This window comes from Halopseudomonas sp., from assembly GCF_036960865.1.
GTDB lineage: Bacteria > Pseudomonadota > Gammaproteobacteria > Pseudomonadales > Pseudomonadaceae > Halopseudomonas.
This window is the reverse complement of the sequence record NZ_JBALWE010000013.1, coordinates 49,800-67,001: the sequence shown is the minus strand read 5'-3', so window position 1 is coordinate 67,001 and position 17,202 is coordinate 49,800. Positions and strand designations below refer to the sequence as shown.

The following is a 17,202-nucleotide window of genomic DNA, read 5'->3' as shown; positions in this document are numbered from 1 at the left end:
TATACAGTATATGGGGCGGCAAAGCGCTATGGAGCTGATCGAAAAACTCACCATCCTGGCGGATGCGGCGAAGTACGACGCGTCCTGCGCCAGCAGTGGCGCGCCCAAGCGCAGCTCCCGCGGCAAGGACGGCATAGGTGCGACCAATGGTATGGGTATTTGCCATAGCTACACGCCGGATGGCCGCTGTGTATCGCTGCTGAAAATCCTGCTGACCAACTTTTGCCTCTACGATTGCCAGTATTGCGTCAACCGGCGCTCCAGCGATGTGCCACGGGCGCGTTTCACGCCCGAGGAGGTAATCAAGCTGACGCTGGATTTTTATCAACGCAACTACGTTAGCGGCCTGTTTCTCAGCTCCGGCATTATTCAATCGCCGGATTACACCATGGAGCAGCTGATCCGGGTGGCCAAAGTGCTGCGTGAGGAGCATCAGTTTCGCGGCTACATTCACCTGAAAACCATTCCCGAAGCCGACCCGGCGCTGATTGCCGAGGCAGGCCGCTTTGCGGATCGCTTGAGCGTAAACATCGAATTGCCAAGCCCTGAGAGCCTGATCCGCCTGGCGCCGGAGAAAGAGGTGGGCAGCATTACCGGCGCCATGGGCACCATTGAAACGGCCTCGCAGGAATCACGTGCCGATCGGCGTGCGCCAAAATTTGCGCCAGGCGGACAGAGTACCCAGATGATTGTGGGCGCTGATGCTAGTGATGACAGCCGCATTCTGCATACCGCCGAGGCGCTGTATGGGAAGTACCGGCTGCGCCGAGTTTACTATTCGGCCTTTAGCCCCATCCCCAACAGCCCGACATCAGTACCGATGCAAGCGCCGCCGTTGCTGCGCGAACACCGGCTGTATCAGGCGGACTTTCTATTGCGCGGCTATGGCTTCAAGGTAAGGGAGCTGATCGGCGCGCAGGGCAATTTGCCGTTGGATATCGATCCCAAGTTGGCGTGGGCGCTGTCCAACCGTGAGATATTTCCGGTGGATCTCAATCTGGCTGAACCGCAATTGATTGCACGCATACCGGGGATCGGCGTTCGCTCGGCCGAGCGTATCGTCAGCCTGCGACGGCTGAAGCGGATCCGCTACGACGATGTGGTACGGCTGCGCTGTGTGATCGAGAAGGCCAAACCCTTTATTGTTACCAGCGACTATCGCCCGCGCCAGGATGCTCAGGAGTCCGGTGCACTGCGCCAGCAGCTGAGTGATCAGCCTGCGCAGATGGCGTTGTGGGGCTAAGTGCATGAGCGCGCAAGGCATGTACATTCTGCATTGTGATAATGAGTTTCCACGTTGGCGCGAGCAGGCCCGGCAGTTGTTGATGCAGGCAATCCCGCCGCACGCGGTGGTGTGGGAGGAACCGGGGCACGGCCAACTGTTTGGCAACGACGCGTCCTTGGCTGAGCCTGTTGTGCGCCCTTCGCCGCGTGTGCCGCCGGCGCTGCTGGACGCGCTGGCGCTGGCGGCGCAATATCGCGTGGTCGGTCGGTGGAGCCTGCTCTACTGCGTGCTTTGGCGCGTAACCCATGGCGAACGCGCGGCAATGCTGGCCGGCGACCCCGACGGCAGCGAGCTGCAAAAGCGCATCAAGGCGGTCAATCGTGAGGCTCATCACTTACATGCTTTCGTGCGCTTTCATCCCTTCATGGGACGCAGCGGGCTGGATTATGTTGCCACGCACGAGCCAGCCCACGATGTGCTGGCCACTGCCAGTCTGCACTTTGCCGAGCGGCTGGGGCGGCAGCGCTGGTTGATTGTGTCGTCACGCGATGCGGTCTGGTATGACGGTCAGGCGCTGCATTATCGGCAGCCGTGCCCTGCCGACTGGGCGGCCCTCGCCGCCTCGGTGAAGGACGCCAATGACCCGTTATGGCAAAGCTATTACAGCAGCATCTACAACCCGGCGCGGCTCAACCCGAAGGTGATGCAGGGCCATATGCCGCTGCGCTTCTGGGCGGGGCTGCCGGAAGGGCGCATGATTCCTTGGCTGGTCAGCCGCACGCGGGCAGGAGCCCAGCGTGACGGTCAGGCTGAAGCGGTGAGCGCAAAGGCCGGCAAGGTTATCCGTTCGCCAAAACGGTAATCGAGTATCGTCAACCGGTTTGATATTGCTTACGGCGCCATGATGCGCGGCAGCCAACTGGCCAACTGATCATTCTTCAGCGGGGGGCGAATAAAACCCACGTATTCGCCGGCGGGATCGACCAATACTACCTGGCCGCTGTGATCAACCAGGTAGTTCTCATTGCTGGTATCGGGCTCGATATAGGCAATGGAAAGCGCCTTGGCCAATTTTGCCAGCTCGGCGGGGTCGCCGGTTGCGCCGGCAAAGTCGGCGTTGAAATAGTCCAGGTAGGTGGCCAGTTGCTCCGGCGTATCGCGGTTGGGGTCTACGCTGACGAGGGTAACCTGCAGTTGATCGCGGGCTTCTGCGGGCAGCTTTTCACCCAGTTGGCGCAGGTCGGCCAGTGTGGTCGGACAGATGTCGGGGCAGAAGGTATAGCCAAAAAACAGCAGGTCCCACTGTCCCTTGAGGTTATCGCTGGTCCAGGCTTCGCCGGAGGCAGACTGCAGGTTTACCCGCGGTATCGGCCGTGGAGTATCGAACAGAAAAATACCGGCGCTCTGCAGGGCGTTACGATCAAGCGGTACCGGGCGGGTGACTTTATGAATAATTGCGCCTAACACCAGCGCCACACTGGCCGCACAAATCAGTACGGTCTTCTGCACCCCACTCAAAGCCATCCGGCTACTCCCGCGTAGTGGTCCACCAGCAGGGCAACAAACAGCCACAGCAGGTACCACAAGGAAAATTTGAAGGTCTTGATGGCCGCATGTGGGCGGCTATCGCGCCACAATGCCCAGGCCCAGTCGATAAAACGCAGGCCCAGCGCCGTGGCAACAATCAGATACAGCACGCCGCTCATGTGAATCACGAAGGGCAGCAAGCTGACGGCCAACAGGATAAAGGTATACAGCAGAATATGCAGCTTGGTGTAGCGCTCGCCGTGGGTCACCGGCAGCATGGGGATATCCACCTTGGCGTACTCGGCTTTGCGGTGGATCGCCAGCGCCCAGAAGTGCGGTGGTGTCCAGGCAAAAATGATCAGCACCAGCAACAGGCCTTCCGCCTCAATCTGACCGGTGACAGCGGTCCAGCCCAGCAGCGGCGGCGCGGCACCGGCCAGGCCGCCAATGACGATGTTTTGCGGTGTGGCCCGTTTGAGAAACGAGGTGTAAACCACGGCGTAGCCCAACAGTGAGCCGAGCGTGAGCCAGGCAGTAATGCCGTTGACCCACTGCAACAGGATGGCCATACCGACGCTGCCCAGTGCCAAGGCAAACAGCAGTGCGTTCAGCGGATTTACCCGGCCCTGTGCCAGCGGGCGGCGTTGAGTTCGCGCCATGTGAATATCGATGCGGCGATCGACCACATGATTGACCACGGCTGCCGACCCGGCACAGAGCGCAATGCCCAGGTTGCCGAGCAGCAGAATGCTCCAGGGTACAGCGCCTTCGCTGGCCAGCAACATGCCAATCGCCGAAGTAATAATCATCAGCGCGACGACCTTGGGCTTGGTCAGCTCCAGGTAGTCGCGCCAGCCGGCGCGGGCCGTCAGCGTGTGCGTCACGGTGGTCATGGTCGTTTCCCCTTCAGCGGATCTGGGCCGCCGTTATCGTTGTGTCTTGAGTATGGGCCAGTCAGGCCGAACCCGCCAGCGAGCGGCTATGCATGCGCAGGCGTTCTCGGGCCGGAACGCGCAGACGGTAGTTGACGCTGATCACGCCCAGCAGCAGCAGCGCGGCAACGCCGTTGTGCGCAACCGCGACCGGCAGCGGAATATGGGCCAATACGTTGGTGACTCCCAAGCTGACCTGCACCACCAGCGTCAGAGTAACTAGTGTGGCCAGACGCGGATGGCGGCTGCGCCATAGGCGCCAGGCCAGCAGCAACACCACCAGGGTGGTGATCACTGCGCCAATGCGGTGGGTGAAATGAATAGCCGTGCGGCCGGGGCCATCCAGCATGCCGCCCAGATAGTTGGGCCCCACAGGTTGATGCAGCAGATTGAAGCCGGTGGCAAAGTCCATGTCCGGCCACCACTCACCGTGGCAGGTGGGCAGGTCGATGCAGGCGACGGCGGCGTAGTTGGTACTGGTCCAGCCGCCCAGCATGATCTGACCGATCACCACCAGCAGGGTAAGCCGTGCGAGTTTGCGCAGGCGTGTGTTGTGCGGGCTCGGCGGCATGGCCGGCAGGCGACCGGATAGTCGCAAGGTAAGCAGAAGCAGCAGACTGAGGGTGGTAAAGCCGCCCAGCAGGTGTGCGGTGACCACCTGCGGCCAGAGCTTCAGGGTGACCGTCCACATGCCGAATAGCGCCTGGCAGATGACCAGGCCGAGAAGCCCCAGACTCAGGGCCACGGGGTAGCCCGGCTGCTGGCGTTGGCGCAGGCTGAACAATGCCAGCCCGAGGATCACTAGTCCGAGCAGGCCCGCGGCGTAACGGTGGATCATTTCGGCCCAGGCCTTGAAGGCTTCTACCGGATCGTCGGGGAAGCGCAACTGCGCCGTCTCCAGCGCGCTGTCACTTTGCGGCACGCTGAGAAAGCCGTAGCAGCCGGGCCAGTCGGGGCATCCCAGGCCAGCATGCACCAGCCGTGTGTAAGCGCCGAGAATGACCACTACAAAGCACAGCAGCAGCCCGAACAGGGCCCATTTGGAGGCGGATTTGTGCATGGCTCAACCTACCTTGGACAGTTTCAACAGGCGCTTCAGGTCATCGAGCAGGTGTTTGCCCGGTGCCGCAGCACTCTGATGTAGCACGACGCGGCCCAGCGGATCAACCAGCCACAACTGCGGCCCTTGCTGCCAGCTGGCCGGCAACTGTTGCATGCTGCTGTGGTAAGCCGGCGCCGACAGCGTCACCTGCTGCAGGCGCGGAAAGCGTGCTTCCAGGGTGTCCTGCTGGCTACTGGAAAGGCCGACGCCCGAGGCCAGCAAATGCTCTACGCGGTCGGCTTCGCGGCCAACGGCGACGTTGATCTGGCGTGCCTCGTGGACCAGTTGCAGGCAGGCCTCGGCGCAGGCTTCCGGGCTGGTGACGAGCAGCCGCCAGGGCGCCCCGTAGCCCACTGGATCGAGAACGACCTGCCAATCGTCGAGCTGGATTTCAGCGCCAACCAGATCGGATTTGTTCGACTGCGTCTGCGGAATGCCGATATTGAAATGCGCCATAAGACCGGCCACCAGAATGGGGCCAAAAACCACTGCGCAGATGGCCAATAGCTTGAGTTGGCCGCGTGGGCGGCTGTTGGAAGGGCTGTCAGTCATGCTCATCATTATTGTTATTCCCCCGTGGTTCGGGCCGCAGGCCGGCCCAGACAAACAAGATCAGTAATGCGCCCGCCAGGCAGAACCATTGCACGGCGTAACCGGTATGGCGGCTGGAACTCATTGGCAGCGCAGGCCAGTCCAGGCGCAGGGCAGCGTCGCTGCCGGGTTCCAGCAGTCGCGCGCGCCAGTCGGCGAGCGGTATGCCTGCCTGCTGGCGCAACTCGTTCAAGTTGATGCGGGTAATCAGGCGCGGCCAGCTTTGGGTACTGGCGCCCGCATCGCCGAGGCGGAAGCCGCTATCGGGATCGGGCAGCGCTTCGACCAGCAGTTGCTGATTGCCGCTGGGGGTGCTGATGTGGATCGTCTCGCGCCGGTCCGGCCACGCTGTCCAGCCACGGTTGATCAACAGCCATTGGCCGTTGTCGGCGCGAAAGGCTTGGAGTACTTCAACGCCGGCGGCTCCGTCACGGGTGCGGTTATCCAGCAGCCAGATGCGTTGGCGATCAAAGTGCCCGCGCAGAGTCAGTCGCTGCCAGTTGGCGGGCCGGGGGTGGTCCAGCTGATTCAGCGTCGGCGCAGGGGCCTGACGGCGCGCCTGCATCTGTTGCTCCAGCGTCTGCTTCTCGCCGGCGCGCTCCAGCTGCCAGACGCCCAGCGCCAGCAGCAGCGGCAGTAGGCTGAGGGTGAATATCCAGAGCCCCAACCCCGGTGCAAAACGCCGTGCACTGTTGCAGGGTTCAGACATGATCACGGTGGCCTTCCTGCAGGGCTATACTGGCGCGCATAACAATGAAGGAGAGTTTGCGCCCATGTGGTTGAAAATCGCGATTCTGGTGCTCTTGGCTGCGGTCGTTTGCAGCCTGTTCAATGGGCTGTTTTTTCTGATGAAGGACAGCGATGCCCGCGGCGGCCGGCTGGTCAAGGCGCTGACCGTGCGTATCAGTTTGACGGTATTGCTGCTGGCGCTGATCGCTTGGGGCTTCTGGTCTGGCGAGTTGCGCTGGGGCACGCCCTGGCTGCATTGAGCCAGAGCCTGCGGTGATCGAGCGCCGGACCAGGCGCTCAGAAAATGTAGACAAAGACAAACAATCCCACCCAGACCACGTCGACAAAGTGCCAGTACCAGCTCGCCGCTTCAAAGCCGAAATGCTTGTCGGGGGTGAAGTGGCCGCGGGTAATCCGAATCAGCATGATTGCCAGAATCAGAGTACCCATGGTCACGTGGGCACCGTGAAAACCGGTCAGCATGAAGAAGGTCGAGCCATAGATGCCGGAATTCAGCGTCAGCCCCAGTTCGTGATAGGCATGTTGATATTCCAGCGCCTGCAGGATCAGGAAAATCACCCCCAACAGCACGGTCAGGCCCAGCCAGGCTTTGGTCGCGCCGCGCTTGTCGGCGCGCAGGGCGTGGTGGGCAAGGGTCACCGTGACGCTGGATGAAATCAGTGTGATGGTGTTGAGCAGCGGTAATTGCCAAGGACTGATGGTTTCTGTGGGCCCTGGGAATGTCTTGGCATCCGGGTTTATCATCAGCGGCCAGGAAAACTGGAAATCGGGCCAGAGCATGTTGGCAACGCCCTTGTCGCCGTCGCCGCCCAACCAGGGGCCGGCAAAGGTACGGGCGTAGAAGAGTGCTCCGAAGAAGGCGGCAAAAAACATCACCTCGGAAAAGATAAACCAGCCCATGCCCATGCGGAAGGAACGGTCCATTTGCGCGCCATACAGGCCTTGGTCGCTTTCCTTCACGACGTTGGCGAACCAGCCGAACATCATGTAGGCGATGGTCAGCGCGCCGGCGAAGAAGATCCACTTGCCGGCAGCACTACCCTCGCCGCTGCTCATGCCATTGATCATGCTGCCACCGCCAAACACCGTCAGCAGCAGGCCGACCGAGGCAATGATCGGCCATTTGCTTTGGGCCGGTACGTAGTAGGTTTCATGACTCGCCATCTGTTGTTCTCCTTATCCGGCAGTCTGTACTCAGTTGGCCTGCACGGCTGACAGCGCCAGCTTTTCAGGCATCCGATCGGTTACATCAAACAGCGTGTAAGCCAGCGTGAGGTGCTTTACATCCTGCGGCAGCGCCGGGTCGACGATGAAGCGCACTGGCATCATTACGGTCTCGCCCGGTTGCAGCACCTGCTGGGTAAAACAGAAGCATTCGGTCTTGTGGAAGTAGGCCGCGGCCTTTGACGGAGCGACGCTGGGAATCGCCTGTGCCACCATCGGCTGATCGGTCGGATTGCTGGCGCGAAACAGCATTTCGCGGGTTTCCCCCGGGTGCAGCGATAGCTCGTCTGCCTCCGGGCCGAACGACCAGCTCATACCCTCTGCATTGGTGGCCAGAAACTGCACTCGCAGTGTGCGGCTGTCATCAATATGCTCGCTTTCCTGTTGGTAAGCGGTGCCGCTGGTCTTGCCGTTGATGCCCAGGGCATCACACATGACGTCGTACAGCGGCACCATGGCGAAGCCAAAGGCGAACATGGCCACTACTGTAAACAGCAAGCGTTTGACCAGTCGCGCGTTCGACAGCTGCTCGCTCATGGCGGCCTCCGACTACTTCACTTCAGGTGGAGTGGTAAAGGTGTGGTAGGGCGCAGGGGACGGTACTGTCCACTCCAGCCCTTCGGCACCTTCCCATGGGTTGGCAGCTGCCTTTGGCCCGCCCTTGATGCACTTGATGACGATGAACAGGAACAGCAACTGGGTCGCGCCGAACATGAAGGCACCGATGGAGGACACCATGTTGAAGTTGGCAAACATGATGTTGTAGTCGGGTATCCGCCGCGGCATGCCGGCCAGTCCGACAAAGTGCATCGGGAAAAACGCCAGATTCATGCCAATGAAGCTCATCCAGAAATGTGTCTTGCCGAGCACTTCGTCATACATGTGGCCGGTCCACTTGGGCAGCCAGTAGTACGCCGACGCAAAGATGCCGAAGATCGCACCAGGCACCAGCACGTAGTGGAAGTGCGCCACGACAAAGTAGGTATCGTGGTACTGGAAGTCCGCTGGAGCAATCGCCAGCATCAGCCCGGAAAAGCCGCCGATGGTGAACAGGATCACAAAGGCTACGGCAAACAGCATCGGCGTTTCAAAGGTCAGTGCACCGCGGAACATGGTGCTCACCCAGTTGAACACCTTTACCCCTGTCGGTACGGCGATCAGCATGGTGGCGTACATGAAGAACAGTTCGCCGGTAATCGGAATGCCCACGGTGAACATGTGGTGCGCCCAGACAATGAACGACAGGAAGGCAATTGCCGCAGTGGCATAGACCATTGAGGTGTAACCAAACAGCGGCTTGCGGCTGAAGGTTGGAATGATCTGGCTCACCGCGCCGAAGGCCGGCAGGATCATGATGTATACCTCGGGATGGCCGAAGAACCAGAAGATGTGCTGGAACATCACCGGGTCACCGCCGCCGGCAGCATTGAAGAAGCTGGTGCCAAAGTGAATGTCCATCAGCATCATGGTGACCACGCCGGCCAGGACCGGCATCACGGCAATCAGCAGGAAGGCGGTGATCAGCCAGGTCCAGACGAACAGCGGCATTTTCATCAACGTCATGCCGGGCGCGCGCAGGTTCAGAATGGTGGCGATGATATTGATCGCGCCCATGATTGAACTGATGCCCGCCAGGTGAATGGCGAAGATGAAGAAGGTGACGCTGGGCGGCGCGTAGGTGGTTGATAGCGGCGCGTAGAAGGTCCAGCCGAAATTCGGCCCGCCGCCCTCCATGAACAGCGTCGAGAGAAGTAACCCGAACGCCATCGGCAATAGCCAGAAGCTGAAGTTGTTCATGCGGGGTAACGCCATATCCGGCGCGCCGACCATCAACGGGATCATCCAGTTGGCCAGCCCGACAAAGGCGGGCATCACGGCGCCGAAGACCATGATCAGGCCGTGGGTGGTGGTCATCTGGTTAAAGAACTCCGGCTGCACCAGTTGCAGGCCGGGCTGGAACAGTTCTGCTCGTATGACCATGGCCATGCTGCCACCGGCCAGGAACATGATGAAGCTGAACCACAGGTACATGGTGCCGATGTCTTTGTGGTTGGTGGTCAGAACCCACCGCATCAGCCCCTTGGCCGGACCATGGGCATGGTCGGCGTGATGGTGATCGATCACTGCGCTCATGACAGGTCTCCTATTGGCCGTCTTTGAAGTTGAGGATGTCGAGCGGGCTGACTACCTCACCGGTGTCGTTGCCCCAGGCGTTGCGTTCATAGGTGATGACCGCTGCCGCATCCACTTCAGAGAGTTGTTTGCCGAAGGCCGCCATTGCCGTGCCGGGACGGCCATTCACGACGGTGTTGATGTGTTCCTGAATGTCGTTGAGCACAATGTCGCTGCCCTTGAGCGCCGGGAACATTGGCGGTATGCCTTCACCGCCAGCCTGGTGACAGGAAGCACAGGCCGAGTTGTAGACCTTCTCGCCACGTGCGACCAGTTCTTCCAGCGTCCAGTCTTTCTCGCGCAGCTCGGCTTCCTTGGCGGCGGCTTCTTTCTGTTCAGCCAGCCAGGCGTCGTAGTCGGCCTGGGTCTTGGCTTCCACCACGATGGGCATGAAACCGTGATCCTTGCCGCACAGCTCGGTGCACTGGCCGCGGTAGATGCCGGGCTGGTCGATGCGCGTCCAGGACTCGTTGACGAAACCTGGGATAGCATCCTTTTTGACAGCAAAGGCTGGCACCCACCAGGAGTGGATAACGTCAGCCGAGGTAATCAGGAAGCGGATCTTCTTGCCAACCGGCACCACCAGCGGGTTGTCGACTTCCAGCAGGTAGTTGGGGTTTTTCTCCGCAACGTTGTTGATCTCGTCGCGGGGCGTGGCGAGTGAGCTGAAGTAGCTGACGCCCTCGCCCACGTACTTGTACTGCCAGCGCCATTGGTAGCCGGTGACCAGGATATCGACGTCGGACTCTTCGGCGTCATAGATATCGATCAGCGTCTTGGTGGCAGGCACCGCCATGACGATGAGGATGATCAGAGGGATGACGGTCCAGAGGATCTCGACCGTGAGGTTCTCATGAAAGGTGGCTGGCTTGCTGTCCTCGGATTTTCGATGCATGAGCATCGACCAGAACATGACGCCGAAAACGATTACGCCGATCACCACACAGATCCAGAAAATGGTCATGTGCAGGTCGAACACGGACTGGCTAACTTCGGTGACGCCCGGCTGCATGTTGACGCCCCACTCGGCGTTGGCAACGCTGCCAACGGCGGACAAGGACAGACCAACCAGCCAGGTCATTGCTGATCGCAACATTCCCGGTTCCCCTTTATTTTTTTTATCACTCCAGGCGCGCAGGGAAGTCGCTACACTGCGACCTTGGGTCGCTGTAAACGCAATGGACCAGAGTCTGCAAACGACTAAACTGTCGCTGTAAATCCCCCGGCCAGTACCCCCAATGGCTACCGGACACTTTCGAGTATAGACCCGGCATTGGGCTTGGCAATGTTGCTGGCGGTTATTTTTTAACCTGTCTGTGTGGCTGGCGAAGATGGCAGAAGGCCGCTATAAATCGTCTCGGTGGTATTGTTCTGTGGCAAGGCCGATTTCTATTGCTGTGTTATTACAAATTGGTCTAATGCCTCACTGTGAGCCACTTTGACGAGTTCTGTGGCCTCTGCTAGCTTGTCGTGCAACCCGTCACTCTGACGACCCATCTGCAGTCTACGGCTGTCGTTGTGGAGAGGAATCAATGAATACGCCCGCTTTGAAACGCCAGGTTGAACTGGCACTGAGTCAGCCTGATACCCAGCAGCATTTGCGTGCCTGGCTGGCTGAGCGCCTGCCTGACCTGCATCCGGCCATTCGTCTGGAAGACGATGGCGTCGACACACTGTTTAACTTTGTTCAGGCCTATGTCGAGCAGGTCCCCAACGTACTCGATGCGGCGGCGGCCGTGGCCGAGGCCGCGCACATGCGCGACCGTTTATTGCCGGTGCTGAAGGTCGCCGAGGCGTTCTTTCTGCAGCCGCCCGACCTGCCTGCTGAACATCAAGGGCTGCTGGCGCTGCTGGATGAGGCCTATTTGGCTCACCGGCTGGTGGAGGAGGTGAACGACCGTTATGTGGCACACGGCGGTGCGGCGCTGATCCCGATGGATATCACGCGCGCCAACCTGATCGTGCACCAGTTGCTCGGTGACGAGTTTGCCAATCAGCTGGATGTTGCCGTGGATACGGCGGTCGCTGGCTTGCTGCCGGTCGAAACCTTCAGCTCGGAGGCTTTCCAGAGCTACCTGGCCGAGCAGGCCGACGCCAAAAGCGCGCTTTGGCAGCAGTGGCCCTGCATGAGTGCCCAGTTGGGTATCGGCATCGAGTGGCGCGGCGCTGCCTGAGCTGCACGATTAGCGAGCAGGAATAAAGCCGGAGATTACTCCGGCTTTTTTTTCAGCCGTGGATTGGGGAAGAACTGCACGGTCTGTGTAGTGGGCTTGTCCGCCTTGGGTTTGCTGACATTGACCCGGGTGGTCAGTTCGCTGGGCACCGAGTTGCCGCGCTCGTCCAGGGTGTCGGCGTAGCCGCACTGCACGCATTCGCGGTGCGGCACGCCCTCTTCTTCAAACATGCGAATGGTGTCCATGGTACTGCATGCCGGGCAAACCGCCCCGGCAATAAAGCGCTTCACCGGCTGGCTCATGCCGCCTCCCCGGACAGGCCAAGGTGGCGCAGCAGGGGGTCTATGGACGGCTCGCGGCCGCGGAAGGCAACGAACAGGGCCATCGGCTCTTCACTGCCGCCGCGGGCCAGGATGTTGTCGCGGAAGGCGCGTCCGGTTGCCTCGTTCAGCACTCCCTCTTCCTCAAAGCGCGAGAAGGCATCGGCCGACAGTACCTCAGCCCATTTGTAGCTGTAATAACCGGCGGCGTAACCGCCGGCAAAGATATGGCTGAAGCCATTCTGAAAGCGGTTGAACGCCGGTGGTCGCATCACAGCGACCTCGTCGCGCACCTTGTCGAGCACCTGCTGCACATTCAGCTCCGGGTTCTGGCGCACGTGCAGCTCGAAGTCGAACAGCGAGAGCTCGATCTGCCGCAGCATACCCATGCCGGACTGGAAGTTTTTGGCCGCCAGCATCTTGTCCAGCAGCTCTTGTGGCAGCGCTTCACCGGTCTCGAAATGCCCGGAAATCAACGCCAGCCCTTCCGGCTCCCAGCACCAGTTTTCCATGAACTGGCTGGGCAGCTCGACAGCGTCCCAGGCCACGCCGTTGATGCCGCTGGCGGAGGCATAGTCAACGCGGGTCAGCAGGTGGTGCAGGCCATGACCAAACTCGTGGAACAGGGTAGTGACTTCATCATGGGTCAGCAGCGCCGGCTTGCCGCCAGCGGGCGGCGTGAAGTTGCACACCAGATAGGCAATCGGGCGCTGCAGCTGGCCACCGGGGAGCAGACGGCGATCACGGCAGCCGTCCATCCAGGCGCCGCCACGCTTGTGCGAGCGGGCATAAAGATCGAGGAAGAACCGGCCAATGACTTCGCCCTGCTCAAGCACCTCGAACAGGCGTGCATCGGCGTGCCAGCGCTCGAATTGCTCGACTTCACGCAGCTCGATGCCGTACAGCTTTTGCACGACGCCAAACATACCCTTGATCACCGTATTGACCGGGAAGTAGGGGCGCAGCACTTCCTGCGAAATGGCGTAGCGGTGCTGGCGCAGCTTCTCGCTGTAATAGCCCACATCCCAAGGCTTGAGTTCGGCGCAACCCTGCTCGGCGGCAAAGGCGCGCAGCGCGGCCAGGTCCTGCTCGGCGTGACCCTTGCTGCGTTGGCCCAGGTCGCGCAGAAAACCGAGTACCTGATCGGTGCTCTCGGCCATCTTGGTGGCCAGCGACAGTTCCGCGTAGTTGGCAAAGCCGAGCAGCTCGGCCAGTTCCTGGCGCAGCACGAGAATTTCTTCGATGATCGGGCCGTTATCCAGCTGGCCTGCATTCGGCCCCTGATCCGAGGCGCGGGTGCAGAAGGCGGTATACACCTCTTCACGCAAAGCGCGGTCATTGGCGTAGGTCATTACCGCGTAATAGCTGGGGAAGTCGAGGGTGACCAGCCAGCCATCCAGTTCGCGCGCGGCTGCGGCCTGTCTGGCCTGCTCCAGGGCGGAGTCGGGCAAGCCGTCGAGCTGCTCGGCTTCGCTGAGTTCCTTGGTCCAGGCCTGGGTGGCGTCCAGCACCTGATTGGAGAAAGTACTTTGCAGCTCGGACAAGCGCATCTGCAGCTCGCCGTAGCGCTTTTGCTGCGCCGGCGGCAAGGCGATGCCGGACAGGCGGAAGTCGCGCAGCGCGTGTTCGATGATGGTCTGTTGCGCCTTGTCGAGGTCGGCAAACTCGGCACTATTGGCCAGTTGCTGATAGGCCTCGAACAGCGCCTGATTCTGCCCCAGCTCGGTGAAGTACTGGCTCAGCAGCGGCAGGCAGCTTTCATAGGCCTCACGCAACTCTGGGCTGTTCATCACGGCATTCAGGTGGCTGACCGGCGACCAGGCACGCGACAGCTTCTCGCCCATGTCATCCAGCGGCTCTACCAGATTGGACCAGCTCCACCGGGCCGGCGGATTGGCCAGCAGGGCTTCTACCTGGGCGCGGCTGTCGGCCAGTATCTGCTCGACGGCGGGCTTGACGTGCTCGGCGCGAATGGCACTGAACGGCGGCAGGTCGTAGGGTTGCAGCAGCGGATTGGACATGAAGTGGTTTCCTGATTGGACAGTGGCAGCGTTCGACAGCCATCATATTAAATCGGTGCAGGGCGTGGCGAGCAGATTGCTCTAGACCCTTGTCGTCCTCAAGATCTATGGGCACGGCCCCGCTATTTCAAGGCGCGCGGCTACTCAAACAGGCAAGCGAGGTGGCGAGATGAAGGTAAGGCCCTTTGGCGAAAAGACGCCGCAGCTCGGCGAGGCGGTCTTCGTTGACCCCTCGGCCGTGGTGCTGGGAGACGTGGTGCTGGGTGACGATTGTTCGGTGTGGCCGGCTACGGTGATTCGTGGTGACATGCACCGTATCCGCATTGGCGCGCGCACCAGCATTCAGGATGGCAGTGTGCTGCACATCACCCACGCGGGGCCCTTCAATCCCGATGGTTACCCGCTGGTGATCGGCGACGAGGTCACGGTTGGACACAAGGTGTTGCTGCACGGCTGCAGTATTGGCAACCGAGTGCTGATCGGCATGGGCAGCATAATCATGGACGGTGCCGTGGTGGAAGATGAGGTGATTGTCGGCGCTGGCTCACTGGTTCCAGCCAACCGCACGCTGGAAAGCGGGCATCTCTATATGGGCAGCCCGGCGCGCCAGGTGCGCGCGCTGACTGATAAGGAAAAGGCCTTTTTCAGCTACTCGGCCGACAATTATGTGCGTCTCAAGAACCAGCACCTGCTCGAAGACTGGGCTGGCTAGTTGCGGCGCACCAACTAGACTTAAGGGCTTTACAGCCCGCGCAGGCGAGGGATATGCCAGCAGAACTCAAAGCTCCGGCAGCCGATGTCGGCGCCTCCGCACGCAACGCCTTGGCAGACGCAGACCGCCGCAAGCTATTACGCCTGGTGCTGCTGTCTACCGGGCTGACGCTGTGCGGTTTCGCGGTCCTGCAGTTAAGCAATGACAATCGGCTGCTCGGGTTGCTGGAAATCAGCGCCGGCCTGCTGTTGCTCTGGGCTGCCTGGAAGATTGTTGCGGTGCGCGAGCTGACGCCCTGGATCTACCTGTATCTGCTGCCCACCTTCTGTTTCATGCTGTACATCATCGTCATGCCCGGCGCTTCGCCCACGGCCTTTGTCTGGATGTACCTGGTACCGATCATGTCGTATCTGCTGCTGGGCCGTACCGCCGGCTTCTGGCTGGCAGCGCCCTTTATTGTGCTGGCAGCCGTGCTCTATGTCTGGCGCTACGCCGAGGTGCGTACGGCGGCGGGGATGATCGATCTGGGCAACGCTATCCTCTGCGGTGTGTTGCTGATGCTGTTTGTACATATCTATGAAGGCCGCCGCGCCGCGGCGCAGCGTGTATTGGAGCGAGTGGCGGAAACCGACGCGCTGACTGGTGTGCTCAACCGCGGCCGCTTTCAACAGCTGTTTATTCAGGTGACGCAGGAGGCTGACCGCAGCCACCAGGCCTTTTGCCTAGTGTTGCTCGATGTTGATCACTTCAAGCAGGTGAATGACAGTTGGGGGCACGTGGTGGGCGACCGTGCCCTGCAGCACCTGTGCAAGGTACTGCAACAGCGCTTGCGCAAGACCGATCACCTGGGCCGCTTGGGCGGCGAAGAGTTTGGCCTGCTGCTGCTCAATACCGACGTGGAGGCGGGTGCAACCCTGGTAGAAGACCTGCGCGAGGCGTTGGGCGCGCGACCGTTGCAGCTCAGTGGCATGCAGGTGCCGCTGGCAGCGACCTTCGGCGTGGCGCAGTGGCCGGTTGATGGCGCGGATGCCGAAGCCCTCTACCGTTGTGCCGATCAACGCCTGTATCGCGGTAAGGCCTATGGGCGTAATCAGGTGATCAGTGATGGCGCGGGGCTTGCGGTGAGTGATGTGGGCTGATTCGCCAGACCGGGTTTCGGCCTGCCAACTGGCAAACAATCAGCCCTGTGAATAGTGCACGCAACGGGCATGACTTGCCGTCTGGCTGGTTTATGATCGGCGAGTTCGCGGCAATCTGTCCGCCCATACATCTGATAGTGAGAGGCAAATCATGTCTGCCCATACCAATCGTAAAGTCGTACTCAACCAGCGCCCGCAGGGCGAAATCCAGGATGGCGATCTGGTCATCAAGGAAGAGCCGGTCCGCGCGCTGAAAGACGGTGAAGTGCTGCTGCAAACCCTGTGGCTGTCGCTTGATCCCTACATGCGCCCGCGCATGAACGACAGCAAGGGTTACATGGACCCGATTGAAATCGGCGCGCCCATCGTCGGTGAAAGTATTGGCCGCGTAGTCGAGAGCAAATCCGCCAACTATGCGGTGGGTGATGTGGTAACCGCCTATACCGGCTGGCAGGAGTACTGCATCATCCCCGGTGATGCTCCGATGGTGTACAAGATCAAGGATCAGGGCGCTCCGCTGCAAACCTATCTGGGCGTGGCCGGCATGCCGGGCCGCACCGGTTATTGCGGTCTGATGTACGTCGGTAAGCCGAAAGCCGGTGAAACCGTGGTGGTGGCTGCGGCCTCAGGCCCGGTGGGTACCGTGGTAGGTCAGACTGCCAAGAAGGAAGGCTGCCGCGTGGTAGGTATTGCCGGCGGCCCCGAGAAGTGCAAGTACGTGGTGGAGGAGCTGGGCTTTGATGCCTGCATCGACTACAAGGCCGGTAACCTGGACGCAGACCTGGCAGCTGCCTGCCCGGACGGCATCGACGTGTATTTCGAGAACGTTGGTGGTGACGTCGCCAAGGCGGTGGCCAAGCTGATCAACCCGGGCGCCCGGGTGCCGATCTGCGGTTACGTATCGGCTTATAACGAAGCTGACCAGAGCAAGGTAGAAACCCCATTCCACATCTTCGGTGCACTTGATCCCAAGCCGGAGCATCGTTTCTTCCTGGTCACCGAGTGGCAGGACAAGCATCAGGAAATCACTGCGCTGCTGGCCGGTCAGGTAGCTTCAGGTGAGCTGAAGTACAGCGAAACCGTCGCTGAAGGTCTGGACAATGCGGTTGAAGCCTTCAAGGGCATGCTCAAGGGCAAGAACTTCGGCAAGCAATTGGTGCATATCGCAGACTGATTTTTCCGCGCTGAGCCATTACTGGGCGGCCTGAAGGTCGCCCAGTGATAACTGCGTCACACTTTTCCCTGCCTCCTTCCCCCTTCTGCAATCTACCTCTTGCGCCTGTTTTGCGCCTGTTTTGCGCCCGTTGCGGTTT

Annotated in this window: 17 protein-coding genes and 1 pseudogene; 7 read left to right on the top strand and 11 right to left on the bottom strand. The window is 60.6% G+C overall.

Annotation, left to right across the window (positions count from 1 at the left end):
* The first annotated feature begins 28 nt into the window (after positions 1–28).
* On the top strand, positions 29–1,243 hold the full coding sequence (locus V7747_RS17280) for a putative DNA modification/repair radical SAM protein (protein ID WP_335617259.1): 1,215 nt from the start codon (positions 29–31) through the stop codon (positions 1,241–1,243).
* Positions 1,244–1,262: 19 nt separating this feature from the next.
* Entirely contained in the window at positions 1,263–2,087 is an 825-nt protein-coding gene (locus tag V7747_RS17275) for a TIGR03915 family putative DNA repair protein (RefSeq protein WP_335617273.1), read from the top strand.
* Positions 2,088–2,116: 29 nt separating this feature from the next.
* Here the strand turns inward: V7747_RS17275 and V7747_RS17270 are convergent, their stop codons facing one another.
* The 5 genes and pseudogenes from V7747_RS17270 to V7747_RS17250 form a co-directional block, all read right to left on the bottom strand.
* The gene (locus V7747_RS17270; RefSeq protein ID WP_335617272.1) at positions 2,117–2,743 is read right to left on the bottom strand and encodes an SCO family protein; all 627 of its coding nucleotides are present in this window, start codon (positions 2,741–2,743) and stop codon (positions 2,117–2,119) included.
* Positions 2,740–3,675 (bottom strand): annotated as a pseudogene (gene cyoE, locus V7747_RS17265) (heme o synthase); the annotation flags it as partial. The pseudogene cyoE and the gene V7747_RS17270, both read right to left, overlap by 4 nt.
* A 31-nt stretch (positions 3,676–3,706) precedes the next feature.
* On the bottom strand, positions 3,707–4,744 hold the full coding sequence (locus V7747_RS17260) for a COX15/CtaA family protein (protein WP_335617257.1): 1,038 nt from the start codon (positions 4,742–4,744) through the stop codon (positions 3,707–3,709).
* 3 nt (positions 4,745–4,747) lie between these two features.
* Positions 4,748–5,338: a hypothetical protein gene (locus V7747_RS17255; RefSeq protein ID WP_335617256.1), complete on the bottom strand. Its 591-nt coding sequence runs from the start codon at positions 5,336–5,338 to the stop codon at positions 4,748–4,750.
* Positions 5,331–6,086, bottom strand: a complete 756-nt coding sequence (locus V7747_RS17250) for an SURF1 family protein (protein ID WP_335617255.1) — start codon at positions 6,084–6,086, stop codon at positions 5,331–5,333. Before V7747_RS17250 ends, V7747_RS17255 begins: the two co-directional genes overlap by 8 nt.
* Positions 6,087–6,150: 64 nt before the next feature.
* Here V7747_RS17250 and V7747_RS17245 point away from each other — a divergent pair, with 64 nt between their 5' ends.
* Positions 6,151–6,366: a twin transmembrane helix small protein gene (locus V7747_RS17245; RefSeq protein ID WP_335617254.1), complete on the top strand. Its 216-nt coding sequence runs from the start codon at positions 6,151–6,153 to the stop codon at positions 6,364–6,366.
* Between the two features lie 37 nt (positions 6,367–6,403).
* Here V7747_RS17245 and V7747_RS17240 read toward each other — a convergent pair whose 3' ends face one another.
* From V7747_RS17240 to coxB, 4 genes are read right to left on the bottom strand one after another with little or no spacing between them, the layout of a single operon-like run.
* Positions 6,404–7,291 carry a cytochrome c oxidase subunit 3 gene (locus tag V7747_RS17240; protein WP_335617253.1) on the bottom strand — a complete coding sequence of 296 codons (888 nt, stop codon included), beginning with the start codon at positions 7,289–7,291 and terminating at the stop codon, positions 6,404–6,406.
* Between the two features lie 30 nt (positions 7,292–7,321).
* The gene (locus V7747_RS17235) at positions 7,322–7,888 is read right to left on the bottom strand and encodes a cytochrome c oxidase assembly protein (RefSeq protein WP_335617252.1); all 567 of its coding nucleotides are present in this window, start codon (positions 7,886–7,888) and stop codon (positions 7,322–7,324) included.
* Positions 7,889–7,900: 12 nt separating this feature from the next.
* Positions 7,901–9,484: a cytochrome c oxidase subunit I gene (gene ctaD / locus V7747_RS17230; protein ID WP_092286587.1), complete on the bottom strand. Its 1,584-nt coding sequence runs from the start codon at positions 9,482–9,484 to the stop codon at positions 7,901–7,903.
* 10 nt (positions 9,485–9,494) lie between these two features.
* Entirely contained in the window at positions 9,495–10,619 is a 1,125-nt protein-coding gene (gene coxB, locus V7747_RS17225) for a cytochrome c oxidase subunit II (RefSeq protein ID WP_335617251.1), read from the bottom strand.
* A gap of 436 nt (positions 10,620–11,055) precedes the next feature.
* Between coxB and V7747_RS17220 the strand changes: the two genes are divergently transcribed.
* Positions 11,056–11,697: a hypothetical protein gene (locus V7747_RS17220; protein WP_335617250.1), complete on the top strand. Its 642-nt coding sequence runs from the start codon at positions 11,056–11,058 to the stop codon at positions 11,695–11,697.
* A 35-nt stretch (positions 11,698–11,732) separates the two neighbouring features.
* Here the strand turns inward: V7747_RS17220 and V7747_RS17215 are convergent, their stop codons facing one another.
* On the bottom strand, positions 11,733–11,999 hold the full coding sequence (locus V7747_RS17215) for a YheV family putative zinc ribbon protein (RefSeq protein ID WP_335617249.1): 267 nt from the start codon (positions 11,997–11,999) through the stop codon (positions 11,733–11,735).
* A complete protein-coding gene (prlC, locus tag V7747_RS17210) occupies positions 11,996–14,038 on the bottom strand; it encodes an oligopeptidase A (protein ID WP_335617248.1) in 2,043 nt (680 codons plus the stop codon). The genes V7747_RS17215 and prlC overlap by 4 nt, the downstream gene beginning before the upstream one ends.
* 169 nt (positions 14,039–14,207) lie before the next feature.
* On the opposite strand from prlC, the gene V7747_RS17205 reads away from it, so the two are divergent.
* The 3 genes from V7747_RS17205 to V7747_RS17195 all read left to right on the top strand — a co-directional run bounded on the left by V7747_RS17205 (position 14,208) and on the right by V7747_RS17195 (position 17,063).
* Positions 14,208–14,750: a gamma carbonic anhydrase family protein gene (locus tag V7747_RS17205; RefSeq protein WP_335617247.1), complete on the top strand. Its 543-nt coding sequence runs from the start codon at positions 14,208–14,210 to the stop codon at positions 14,748–14,750.
* 53 nt (positions 14,751–14,803) lie between these two features.
* Positions 14,804–15,889, top strand: coding sequence for a GGDEF domain-containing protein (locus V7747_RS17200; RefSeq protein WP_335617246.1), 1,086 nt, complete (start codon positions 14,804–14,806; stop codon positions 15,887–15,889).
* Positions 15,890–16,040: 151 nt separating this feature from the next.
* Positions 16,041–17,063: an NADP-dependent oxidoreductase gene (locus V7747_RS17195; RefSeq protein WP_335617245.1), complete on the top strand. Its 1,023-nt coding sequence runs from the start codon at positions 16,041–16,043 to the stop codon at positions 17,061–17,063.
* The last annotated feature ends 139 nt before the right edge of the window (positions 17,064–17,202 follow it).

Bases quoted from the DNA above. Each gene is read 5' to 3' on its own strand.
- V7747_RS17280 (WP_335617259.1), top strand. From the start codon at position 29: ATGGAGCTGATCGAAAAACTCACCATCCTGGCGGATGCGGCGAAGTAC.
- V7747_RS17275 (WP_335617273.1), top strand. From the start codon at position 1,263: ATGTACATTCTGCATTGTGATAATGAGTTTCCACGTTGGCGCGAGCAG.
- V7747_RS17260 (WP_335617257.1), bottom strand. From the start codon at position 4,744: ATGCACAAATCCGCCTCCAAATGGGCCCTGTTCGGGCTGCTGCTGTGC.
- V7747_RS17255 (WP_335617256.1), bottom strand. From the start codon at position 5,338: ATGACTGACAGCCCTTCCAACAGCCGCCCACGCGGCCAACTCAAGCTA.
- V7747_RS17250 (WP_335617255.1), bottom strand. From the start codon at position 6,086: ATGTCTGAACCCTGCAACAGTGCACGGCGTTTTGCACCGGGGTTGGGG.
- V7747_RS17245 (WP_335617254.1), top strand. From the start codon at position 6,151: ATGTGGTTGAAAATCGCGATTCTGGTGCTCTTGGCTGCGGTCGTTTGC.
- V7747_RS17240 (WP_335617253.1), bottom strand. From the start codon at position 7,291: ATGGCGAGTCATGAAACCTACTACGTACCGGCCCAAAGCAAATGGCCG.
- V7747_RS17235 (WP_335617252.1), bottom strand. From the start codon at position 7,888: ATGAGCGAGCAGCTGTCGAACGCGCGACTGGTCAAACGCTTGCTGTTT.
- ctaD (WP_092286587.1), bottom strand. From the start codon at position 9,484: ATGAGCGCAGTGATCGATCACCATCACGCCGACCATGCCCATGGTCCG.
- coxB (WP_335617251.1), bottom strand. From the start codon at position 10,619: ATGTTGCGATCAGCAATGACCTGGCTGGTTGGTCTGTCCTTGTCCGCC.
- V7747_RS17220 (WP_335617250.1), top strand. From the start codon at position 11,056: ATGAATACGCCCGCTTTGAAACGCCAGGTTGAACTGGCACTGAGTCAG.
- V7747_RS17215 (WP_335617249.1), bottom strand. From the start codon at position 11,999: ATGAGCCAGCCGGTGAAGCGCTTTATTGCCGGGGCGGTTTGCCCGGCA.
- prlC (WP_335617248.1), bottom strand. From the start codon at position 14,038: ATGTCCAATCCGCTGCTGCAACCCTACGACCTGCCGCCGTTCAGTGCC.
- V7747_RS17205 (WP_335617247.1), top strand. From the start codon at position 14,208: ATGAAGGTAAGGCCCTTTGGCGAAAAGACGCCGCAGCTCGGCGAGGCG.
- V7747_RS17200 (WP_335617246.1), top strand. From the start codon at position 14,804: ATGCCAGCAGAACTCAAAGCTCCGGCAGCCGATGTCGGCGCCTCCGCA.
- V7747_RS17195 (WP_335617245.1), top strand. From the start codon at position 16,041: ATGTCTGCCCATACCAATCGTAAAGTCGTACTCAACCAGCGCCCGCAG.